Source organism: Thermogemmatispora sp. (genome assembly GCF_019683635.1).
Lineage (GTDB): Bacteria > Chloroflexota > Ktedonobacteria > Ktedonobacterales > Ktedonobacteraceae > Thermogemmatispora.
The window spans coordinates 22486-31977 of sequence record NZ_JADGIA010000036.1 but is presented as its reverse complement, the minus strand read 5'-3'; the positions used below and the strand labels follow the sequence as shown (position 1 = coordinate 31977).

Below are 9492 nucleotides of genomic sequence, written 5' to 3'. Positions count from 1 at the left end.
TGCTGGCTGTAGCGGGTAGCTGGCCATTGGCCGCCTTATTGATCATCCTCGAACGCGCCGGCAAGGCGATCCGCAATCCACCGCGAGACGTCATGCTGTCGCAGGCCGCTCATGAGATGGGCTATGGCTGGGCCTTCGGTTTCCATGAGGCCCTCGATCAGTTTGGGGCCTTGCTGGGACCACTGGCTGTAGCAGCGGTACTGGCCTGGCAGGGGAACTACCGCCTGGCCTTTGCTTCGCTGGCGGTCAGCGCTGCGTTAACCTTGCTGCTTCTCTTGCTCGCTCGTCTGCTCTACCCTCGTCCTCACGAGCTGGCACCCGCCCCCCAGGTGGCTGCCCCCCAGGCACTGCCGGCTACATACTGGATCTACCTGGTCGGGGCCGTTCTGGTGGCCGCTGGTTTCGCCGATTTTCCTCTGATAGCCTATCATTTCGCTCGTGTCTCCAGCGTGCCCTCCACGCTGGTCCCGGTCTTCTATGCCATCGCGATGGGAAGCAGCGGCTTAGGCTCGCTCCTCTGTGGACGACTCTTCGATCGTCTGGGGATGGGCATTCTGATTCCTTTGACAGTTCTGGCAGCTTTGTTTGCGCCGCTGGTTTTCCTGGGAGGCTTCTGGCTGGCACTGCTCGGAGTGGTCGTCTGGGGCCTCGGTATGGGCGTCCACGAGTCGCTTATTCCCGCCGCCGTGGCCTTGATGGTTCCTGGTCAGCGCCGTGCCTCCGCCTATGGCATCTTCACCGCTGGCTATGGTATTTGCTGGTTTCTTGGCAGTGCCCTGATTGGTCTGCTCTACAGCGTGGCGCTGCCGCTCGCTATCACCTTCTGCCTGCTGGCCGAGCTGCTGGCCATCCCCTTCTTCGTGATCGCCAGTCGCCAGTTGCAGCGGGCTAGCAGGCCAGCTTGAGCCTTCTTCAGCGCCGCTGCTGGCTCGACTCTCCTTCGTTCATCTACCAGCTACCAGCCAGCGAGAGACGAGGCTAGAGGCCGGACTGGTCGTTGTCGAGAATGGCCTCCAGGCCCTCAGCTTGCCAGCGCTTGAGATCAAGGGGAAGGCCAGCGATGAGGAAATAGGCCCGCGCGGCGGCCCGAGCCAGGCGCTGATTGACCAGTCCTAGCAGGTCGCGGTAGCCTCGTCCCAGGGGAGAGAGCGGCACGATGCCTAATCCTACTTCGTTAGAGACGACGATGAGCTGTTGATCAGGCCGTAGAGCGCGCGCCGCCTGCAGCAGTCGCTCAACTTCTCCCAGGACATGGGCCTCTCGTTCGAGACTGATCGCAGCCATCTCTGGCTCTGCTTGCTCATGGGCTTGCAACAGATTGCTCAGCCAGAGCGTCAGGCAATCCAGCAGGAGCACATCAGCGACTCTGGCTGCTTGCTGAACGGCCTGGTCCAATCGTAACGGTTCTTCAAAGGTGTACCAGTCTCCAGGACGCTCGGCCCGATGCCGACAAATGCGCTCAGCCATCTCCTGATCACTCGCTGTTGCTGTGGCAATAAAAGCTACACGCCGCTTGCTGGCCGCGGCCAGGCGCAGAGCAAAGCTGCTCTTGCCGCTGCGTGCCCCTCCCAGGATGAATGTCAACTGAGCAATGACGGCTCCAGATCCTGTTTTTTCTCCGTCCATGTGGAACTCACTCCTTACTTTCATCTAAAGAGAGACATGCATCAACAGAAAGAGCAGCAAAGCACACACCTCGCAGATCTCTCCCAAGGCCCCACAAACGTCACCCGTTAGGCCGCCGAGTGAGCGCGTCACGGCTATGCCCAGGCAAAGAACCAGGAGATTGGTCAGTAGCCAGACAAAGAGGCCAATGAGGTGAGCGAAGAGGAGGGCCATCAACACACTGCTGAGTCCAGCCAACAGGAGACGACGCAGGGTCACTGCCTGATGGAAGGCCGCCCCCAGTCCATCAGGACGCGCCGCCGGGAAGAGACCGCCAGCAAGCACCATCGCCCAGCGCCCCAGGATCGGCGCGACCAGGAGCGCAGCCAGCAGACTCCAGAAAGGAAGGCTGGCCAGAATAGCGAAACGCAGCAGTAATAGCGTCGAAGCACCCAAAACCCCAAAACTTCCAACACGACTATCGTGCATGATTTCCAGACGACGCTCGCGTCCGAGGCCTCCAAAGAGGCCATCGCAGCTGTCCATGACCCCATCTAGGTGCAGGCCCCCCGTGAAGGTGACCCCGACAAGGACCAGCAGGGCTGCCAGGACAAGCGCGGGAACATGAGCAGTGAACAAGGCGGCGCACAAACAGAGGATCGCCCCGAGGATGAGGCCAACAAGAGGGTAATAGACGCTTCCCACAATCGGCCCAGCGCTGCCATCTTTGCTGCTCGCTAACAGACGCCTCCCAGGTAACGGCAAGATGGTAAGAAACAGAACCGCTGCGACAAGCTCAGCATATTGATTACGGCAGAAACGACCCAGCCGGGTCCACGGTCTCCAAATGGCCTGTAAGGCCAGACCGGTCTGGGAATCATCAGAGTGTGTGCGCATACCATTCCTCCTCTTCGCTTGCAGGCAGCATCGGCTAACCACAGGCTTTGTTTGGCGAGTCAAGTACGGATGAGCAGCCAAACGCTTAATGCTGGCCTGTCAACAGTTTACCGCTCCCTGTCTGACCTATTATAATAGAAATTGTTCAATCTATTTGACCAGCGCAACGATGCACTGCAGAGATGGACAGGCAGCGAAGCGACGCAAAGGAGACAGCGCCCACGCCAGGCATTGCCGTTGCGGGCAGCTCTGGAAGGGAGGTCTGGCAAGGACTGCTGACCGTGCTGTGTGATAGCGTGATCCCTGCTCCATCTCGTGCTCTCCGCGCCCTGCCTCGGGCCAGGCGCAGCGCCAGTCATCTCGTTACGCCGGTGTTGACAGCTACAGCGCCACCCGGAGAACCCAACGATGGGGGGAGAAGCCATGATTCGCCTTTTCAGCTACCTCCACCTCCCGCGGCGCCATCTTGCGCACACGGGACACGACTCGTCCTTCCAGTCCCGGAGCAGCGCAACGCGTTTGCCGCTGCCGATAATTCTCCTCTCGCTACTCCTCGCCCTCCTCTGCTCGACAGGACTGCTGGCCTGCGGTGGAACAGCGAGCAGTAGCAATACGCTGCTCTTCGGAGCACCGATTTCGCTCACAGGGTCCACTGCGACCGAAGGCCATCTTACCCTGGAAGGCTACCAGCTTTGGGTCAAAGAGGTCAATGCCCACGGCGGCATTAAAGTGGGGAATACCACCTACCAGGTCGCGCTCAAATACTATGACGATGGCAGCAGTCCTACCAGGAGTGCTCAGCTCACTCAGCAATTGATTACTGCCGATAAGGTCAACTTCCTCCTCGGCCCCTACGGCACATCAGCCACCCTGCAGGACGAAGCCATCGCTGAACGCTACAAGATCCCAATGGTTGAGGCCAACGGCGCAGCCAAAGCGATTTTCTCTCGTGGTTTCCATTACATCTTCGGCGTACTCAGCCCAGCCTCGGAATACGCCAAGGTCATGCTGGAAGCAGCCCTGAGCTTGCCCACTCCCCCGAGGACTGTGGCCATCATTTCAGCCAACGACTCTTTCTCTGAGGAGGTGGCTACTGCCGCCCGCGACTTCGCCCTCAGCCACGGCATGGAGGTCGTTTACTATCAGACCTACCCATCGGGAGCTACTGATCTGACAGGAGTGCTGACCGCCTTGAAAACTTCGGCCCACGGAGGCGTCCCCGATATGCTGCTCGGCTCGGGTCACGAAAGCGAGGCCGTGACGACCATGAAAGAGTGCAAGCAGCTCAATATCAATGCCAAGCTCTATGCCTTTACGGTCGGACCTGCTACCCCTGACTTTATCACTTCGCTCGGCCCCGATGCCAACTACGTCCTGGGATCTTCACAGTGGACTCCCCAAGAGCGCTATCAGGGCATCGATTTCTTTGGTACCCCAGCCAACTACGAGCGGATATACAAGCAGACCTTCGGTCACGAGCCATCCTATCAGTCTGCCGAGTCCACCGCTGCTGGCTTGGCCTTCCAGTATGCGATCCAGAACGCCGGTTCGATCGACCCTCAGAAGGTGCGCGACGCCCTGGCCCGGCTCAATATTACGACCTTCTATGGCGTCATTCGCTTCGATGCTACCGGAGCCAATACGTTTAAGCCGATGGCTACCATCCAGATCCAGAATGGCCAGGTGGTGACCGTCTATCCCAAGGAGGTCGCCAACGCGCAGCTGCTTTATCCAACTCCTCCTCTATCCCAGCGCTAGCATTGTTCACCGGCTCGCTTGAGCAAGAAGAAGACGCCAGGCTCGCCACAGCAAGTGAGCGAGGGCCGGAGCGATGCTGGTTTTAGCTGTCGGAAGCCTGCCTGTGCGCAGGCTTCCCTTTCACAGAGAGGTATCCGCGATGCTGATTGTGCAGGTGATTGTGAACTGGCTGCTGTTGGGCAGTCTCTATGCCGCGGTAGCCTTGGGCTTTTCGCTGGTGTGGGGAATTATGAATATTGTCAATCTTGCCCACGGCGCCTTCATTCTGGTCGGAGCCTATACTGCTTACTGGACCTTTACCCAGCTGCACATCGATCCTTTCCTCGGCCTCCCCTTAACGATGCTGCTGCTCTTCTGCCTGGGCTGGGTCGTGCAATATGTGGCAATTAATCGCGTTATTCGCGCGCCTTTTCTGGTGACATTCCTGCTCACTTTCGGTCTTGATCTGCTCATTGCCGATGTGGTACAGCTCCTGTTCACCAGCGATCGACGCTCGATTAATACGGCTTACAGCGGCTTCGGCCTGACGCTAGGGACCCTGCATATTCCTTTCGACCGCCTGCTCGCCGCCCTGATCGCCGTGTTGCTGACGGCTGCCCTGAGCCTCTTTCTGCAACGTACTCGCACCGGGAACGCTATCCTGGCCACTGGTATGGACCGCGACGCAGCACGCCTGATGGGTATTCGCATCGATCGCATCTACGCGCTCACCTTCGGCCTTGGGGCGGCTCTGGCCGGCGCAGCAGGGGCAATGCTGGTCGAACTGTATCCCTTCGACCCTTCGCAAGGAGGAGTTTTCACGCTGCGAGCCTTCGTCATCGTCGTGCTCGGCGGATTGGGAACCCCTTGGGGGGCCTTGGCTGGCGGGCTGGTCTTTGGTCTGGCCGAAACGGTTGTTCCTTTGCTGCCCGGCATCGGTCCCGGCTATGACGACGCCATTGCCTTCGCCCTGATGGTCCTGGTGCTGATCTTCCGTCCGCGCGGTATTTTGGGCAAGGCATTCTACGCTTGAATAACGATGATGGTCGGCCAAAGGCCGGAAGGAGGCCCCATGTTTGGGTCCTGGCATAAGCCTTCAACCTCATCCACCGCCGCTACCACTGAGCCGGGTGCAGAGCAGCAGACAGCTCAGCCAAAACCAGGCACTCGCTGGCCCTGGTCGCTGTTGACAGGTCTGATCATCCTGGCGCTGGCGGCCTTGATCCCGCTCAGCGGCGATGCTGCCACGCTCCACACCTGGACCTTGATTTTGATGTTTGCCGTCCTCGCTCAAAGCTGGAATTTTCTCGGCGGCTTCACTGGCTACGCCTCTTTTGGGAACGTTTTCTTCTTCGGCGTTGGCGCCTACAGCACTGGCCTGCTGATACTGTCTGGCCGCCCGTTCTGGCTCGGAGTGCTGGCCGGAGCCGTGGTCGCCGGATTATTGGCTTTTTTACTTGGTTTACCTGTTCTGCGCCTACGCGGGCACTATTTCGCTATCGCCACGCTAGGGATCGCCGAAGCCACGCGTGAGCTGGTCGCCATCCGCAACCTTGGGGGCAGCGGCGGCGAGGTTGAGCTGCCTCTGCCAGCACTCTCCGACACCACCTTTTACTTTCTTTTCTGGCTGCTAGCCTTGGCGTGCTTCCTGCTGACTGCTTATCTGGCGCGCAGCAAACCTGGCTATGCCCTGATCGCCATTCGCGAGAGCGAAGAGACTGCCGAGGCAATGGGGATTCCGACTTACTGGTATAAGATCGGGGCTTTTGTCCTCAGTGCTGTGCCCACGGCGCTCGCCGGCGGCCTCTATGCCTACTGGTCAACCGGCTTCGATCCCCCGACAGTCTTCGATGTTGGCATTTCGGTAGAGATGGTTCTCCTGACCGTGCTTGGCGGAGCAGGAACGCTGCTCGGTCCGCTCATCAGTGCCATTCTCTTCGAGCTACTCTCGTTCCAGTTCCAGATCAGTGGCTCGGCGTTCCACAACTCGTTGCTAGGTCTGACGATCGCGATGGTCACCATCTTCATTCCCCAGGGACTGGTGGGCCTCGTACAGGAGTTTCTCCGACCTCTGGCCCCTGGAATGAGCCGCCGGCAATTGCTGGTGGAAGGAGTGCGACGTGTCCGACGTGTTATTGCCGCCAATGGCGTCTGAGTCAGTCGATGCGGGAAGCCAGCATGAGCCTCAGCCATTGCTAGAGCTGCGGGGGGTGAGCAAGTTCTTCGACGGGCTACCCGCCGTCAAGCAGCTCGACTTTGCCGTCCGACACGGCGAGATTGTGGGCATTATTGGCCCCAATGGCGCCGGCAAGACCACGATGATCGGGCTGGTCAGCGGCTCGTTACCCTTGAGCAGCGGACAGATTCGCTACCGCGGCCTGGATATCAGTCGCCTGCCCCCTCACCGACGGGCCCATTTAGGTATTGCCCGCACTTTTCAGGTGACTCAGCCGTTCAAGGGGCTGAGCGTGCGCGAAAACGTGATGATCGGCGCCCTCTTCGGACGCCGTGGCCTGAAACAGACCGCGGCGCGCGAGGCTGCTGATGCGGTGCTGGAGCGCGTCGGTCTGGCGGCCAAGGCTCACTTCCGGGCGGATCAGCTCACGGTTGCCGATCGCAAGCGGCTGGAGCTGGCACGCGCTCTAGCCCTGGAGCCAGAGCTGCTGCTGCTCGACGAGGTGATGGCCGGCCTGACGCCCACAGAGGTGGAACAAGCGATCGCCCTGATTCGGGCCATCCACGCTAGCGGGGTGACCGTGCTGGTCATTGAGCATGTGATGCAGGCGATCATGGGCCTGTCGCAGCGCATCATGGTCTTGCACCAGGGTAGCAAGATCGCCGAGGGACCGCCAGAACAGGTGTTAGCAGATCAGCGCGTCATCGAAGCATACCTGGGCGAGCGCTACGCCCGCGAGCAGCAGAGCCGCCTGGGTGCGGCGCGCTCGGTTCCCCAAAAGGACGGGAAGGAGGAGCAGGGATGAATCCGACTGAGCCACGGTCGGGACCAGGCGCTCTAAGCGAGCAGAGGGGCTTTGTTTCCGAACAGCCCACAGCAGCATCCAATTCCAGCCAGGAGCACCAGCAAGCGCTGCTGCAGGTAGATCATCTAGAGAGCGGCTACGATGAAACGCGCGTGCTGTGGGATGTCTCGCTGGAAGTGCGCCGCGGCGAGTTGGTGGCCCTGATCGGCGCTAATGGGGCTGGAAAGTCGACTTTGCTGGCCACTCTCTCGGGCCTCTTACCAGCCTGGACGGGCCACATTCGCTTCGCTGGACACGATATTACCCATCGGCGAGCTGAGGAGATTGTCCGCCTGGGCCTGAGCCATGTTCCCCAGGGCCGACGCCTCTTCAGCGCACTGACTGTGGAAGAGAACCTCTTGCTCGGCGCCTATACCAGGCGCGCCGGCTCACAACAGGCCATCAAACAGGAGCTGGAAGAGGTCTATACGCTTCTGCCAAAGCTGCGCGAGCGCCGCCGCCAATTGGCTGGCTCTCTCTCGGGCGGCGAGCAGCAGATGTGCGCCATTGGCCGCGGCTTGATGAGCCATCCTGAGCTGCTGCTGATCGATGAGCTTTCGCTGGGCCTGGCGCCCCAGGTCGTAGACGATCTGCTCAATGCTCTCGATGTGATCCATCGCGAGAAGGGCCTGAGCCTTCTCCTGGTTGAACAGGACGTACAAATCGCTCTAGAGCGTGCTGAACGCGCTTATGTTCTTGAAAATGGTCATATTGTCCTTGAAGGAACTGGCAGTGAGCTGCTGCAAAATGAGCGCGTGCGCACCGCCTATCTGGGCGCTTGAGATCCAGAACAGCTCGCCTCTGCCGCTCACTCGGCCTGTACCCAACGCGCTCGCTTGCGGGCGATGACGTTGATACATCGCTGCCCCCTTGACATGAAAGCGGTTTCATATTATGCTTACCTAGAAAGCGATGAAACCGCTTTCATCGCGAAGGCCATGAGAGGGTGACAAGGGAGGTTGTTGAAGAGAGGGAAGAGGGTGAGCATTGGAATGCAGCAGGGAGGGAGCAGGCAGCATGAAGCCAAAGGTGACGATCGAGGACATCGCCCGGTTGGCAGGTGTATCGAAGGCCACAGTTTCGCGGGTACTCAATGAGCGCAGCAATGTGAAGGCCGAGACACGCGAGCGAGTCCTGCGTGTCATGCAAGAGCAAGGTTTTGTACCTAGTCTAGCGGCAGCGGGGCTGGCCGGCGGAAGGAGTCGACTGGTAGGAGTGCTGACTCCGCCTTTCACGCAACCGACCGTTCCCGAGATTCTGCGCGGCGTGGCCGAAGCGATCGAGCACACCGATTATGAAATTGTTCTTTACAGCACGAATGCCGGGCAGAGTCCGACGACGATTGTCAATCGCATTCTAGCGCTGGGGCTGACCTCCTGCCTGCTGGTAATTCAGCCAGGTCCGTTGACTCCGCGCCTGTTGCAGCTCGCCTCTCAGGGCTTGCCGGTGGTCGTGATCGACGACCAGGGACCGCCGCCGGAGCTGCCTTCGGTCGGCATCGACAACCGCGTCAGTGCCTATCAGGCCACGATGCACCTGATTCGCCTCGGCTATCGGCGCATCGCCCATCTGCAAGGTCCCGCCGAATTCCGCTGCGCTCAGGAGCGCTACCAGGGCTACCGTCAGGCCCTCGAAGAGGCCGGCCTCCCCTTTGATCCTGCGCTTGTCTTCAACGGCACCTTCGAGACCGCCAGTGGGAGGGCTTGCGCTGCAGCGCTGGTCACGCTACCGCTTGCGGAGCGTCCCGAGGCTATCTTCATCGCCAATGATCAGATGGCCTTCGGTTTCCTGAGTGCCGCGGAGGCGCTGGGCCTGCGCATTCCGCAGGATCTTGCAGTTGTCGGCTTCGACGATATTCCCCTCTCGGCACATGTGAGGCCAACGCTGACTACCATCAAGCAGCCATTCTACGAGATGGGACGCAACGCGGTCGAGTTGCTGCTCTCGCTGCTGCATGGGCAGGCAATGCAGCCCGTAGCTGGTACGGAAGGCGGCTATCAGTCTCCCATCCGTATTCAGCTTCCCACTCGCCTGGTGATTCGCGAGTCCTGCGGAGCGTTGACTTTGCATCGCCGTCAGGAGCAGGAGCATTCTCTAAGCGATGAGTGAGGGAGGGAGTGAAGCCAGAGCGCTAGCCAGGCCAGGTTGCTGTAGGGTGTGTGATCAGTATACCTGTCATCCTGGTGGCACTGATCCTGTTGTCCTTATCAATCCGAAAGGGGTTGATCACAGC

9 protein-coding genes are annotated in these 9492 nt (G+C 59.9%); 7 read left to right on the top strand and 2 right to left on the bottom strand.

What is annotated here, in order from left to right:
• Positions 1-905 (top strand): MFS transporter (locus tag IRZ31_RS06375; RefSeq protein ID WP_297151186.1); only part of this gene is annotated, 905 nt, incomplete at its 5' end.
• 73 nt (positions 906-978) lie between these two features.
• On the opposite strand, the gene cobU is transcribed toward IRZ31_RS06375, so the two are convergent.
• Together cobU and cobS are read right to left on the bottom strand one after the other, a co-directional pair.
• Positions 979-1626, bottom strand: a complete 648-nt coding sequence (gene cobU / locus IRZ31_RS06370) for a bifunctional adenosylcobinamide kinase/adenosylcobinamide-phosphate guanylyltransferase (protein ID WP_297151183.1) — start codon at positions 1624-1626, stop codon at positions 979-981.
• 24 nt (positions 1627-1650) lie between these two features.
• The gene (gene cobS, locus IRZ31_RS06365) at positions 1651-2502 is read right to left on the bottom strand and encodes an adenosylcobinamide-GDP ribazoletransferase (protein ID WP_297151181.1); all 852 of its coding nucleotides are present in this window, start codon (positions 2500-2502) and stop codon (positions 1651-1653) included.
• Positions 2503-3021: 519 nt separating this feature from the next.
• On the opposite strand from cobS, the gene IRZ31_RS06360 reads away from it, so the two are divergent.
• From IRZ31_RS06360 to IRZ31_RS06335, 6 genes are all read left to right on the top strand, one after another.
• Entirely contained in the window at positions 3022-4260 is a 1239-nt protein-coding gene (locus tag IRZ31_RS06360; RefSeq protein ID WP_297151178.1) for an amino acid ABC transporter substrate-binding protein, read from the top strand.
• Positions 4261-4399: 139 nt separating this feature from the next.
• Entirely contained in the window at positions 4400-5272 is an 873-nt protein-coding gene (locus tag IRZ31_RS06355) for a branched-chain amino acid ABC transporter permease (RefSeq protein ID WP_297151175.1), read from the top strand.
• 39 nt (positions 5273-5311) lie between these two features.
• A complete protein-coding gene (locus IRZ31_RS06350; RefSeq protein ID WP_297151172.1) occupies positions 5312-6394 on the top strand; it encodes a branched-chain amino acid ABC transporter permease in 1083 nt (360 codons plus the stop codon).
• Positions 6384-7220 carry an ABC transporter ATP-binding protein gene (locus IRZ31_RS06345; RefSeq protein ID WP_363325644.1) on the top strand — a complete coding sequence of 279 codons (837 nt, stop codon included), beginning with the start codon at positions 6384-6386 and terminating at the stop codon, positions 7218-7220. Before IRZ31_RS06350 ends, IRZ31_RS06345 begins: the two co-directional genes overlap by 11 nt.
• Entirely contained in the window at positions 7217-8041 is an 825-nt protein-coding gene (locus tag IRZ31_RS06340; protein ID WP_297151167.1) for an ABC transporter ATP-binding protein, read from the top strand. Before IRZ31_RS06345 ends, IRZ31_RS06340 begins: the two co-directional genes overlap by 4 nt.
• Before the next feature lie 235 nt (positions 8042-8276).
• Positions 8277-9368 (top strand): LacI family DNA-binding transcriptional regulator, encoded by a 1092-nt coding sequence (locus tag IRZ31_RS06335; RefSeq protein WP_297151164.1) that lies wholly within the window; start codon positions 8277-8279, stop codon positions 9366-9368.
• The last annotated feature ends 124 nt before the right edge of the window (positions 9369-9492 follow it).

What these genes read in the sequence shown, in the direction of transcription:
- cobU (WP_297151183.1), bottom strand. Translation starts at nt 1,626, where the DNA reads ATGGACGGAGAAAAAACAGGATCTGGAGCCGTCATTGCTCAGTTGACA.
- cobS (WP_297151181.1), bottom strand. Translation starts at nt 2,502, where the DNA reads ATGCGCACACACTCTGATGATTCCCAGACCGGTCTGGCCTTACAGGCC.
- IRZ31_RS06340 (WP_297151167.1), top strand. Translation starts at nt 7,217, where the DNA reads ATGAATCCGACTGAGCCACGGTCGGGACCAGGCGCTCTAAGCGAGCAG.
- IRZ31_RS06345 (WP_363325644.1), top strand. Translation starts at nt 6,384, where the DNA reads ATGGCGTCTGAGTCAGTCGATGCGGGAAGCCAGCATGAGCCTCAGCCA.
- IRZ31_RS06335 (WP_297151164.1), top strand. Translation starts at nt 8,277, where the DNA reads ATGAAGCCAAAGGTGACGATCGAGGACATCGCCCGGTTGGCAGGTGTA.
- IRZ31_RS06350 (WP_297151172.1), top strand. Translation starts at nt 5,312, where the DNA reads ATGTTTGGGTCCTGGCATAAGCCTTCAACCTCATCCACCGCCGCTACC.
- IRZ31_RS06355 (WP_297151175.1), top strand. Translation starts at nt 4,400, where the DNA reads ATGCTGATTGTGCAGGTGATTGTGAACTGGCTGCTGTTGGGCAGTCTC.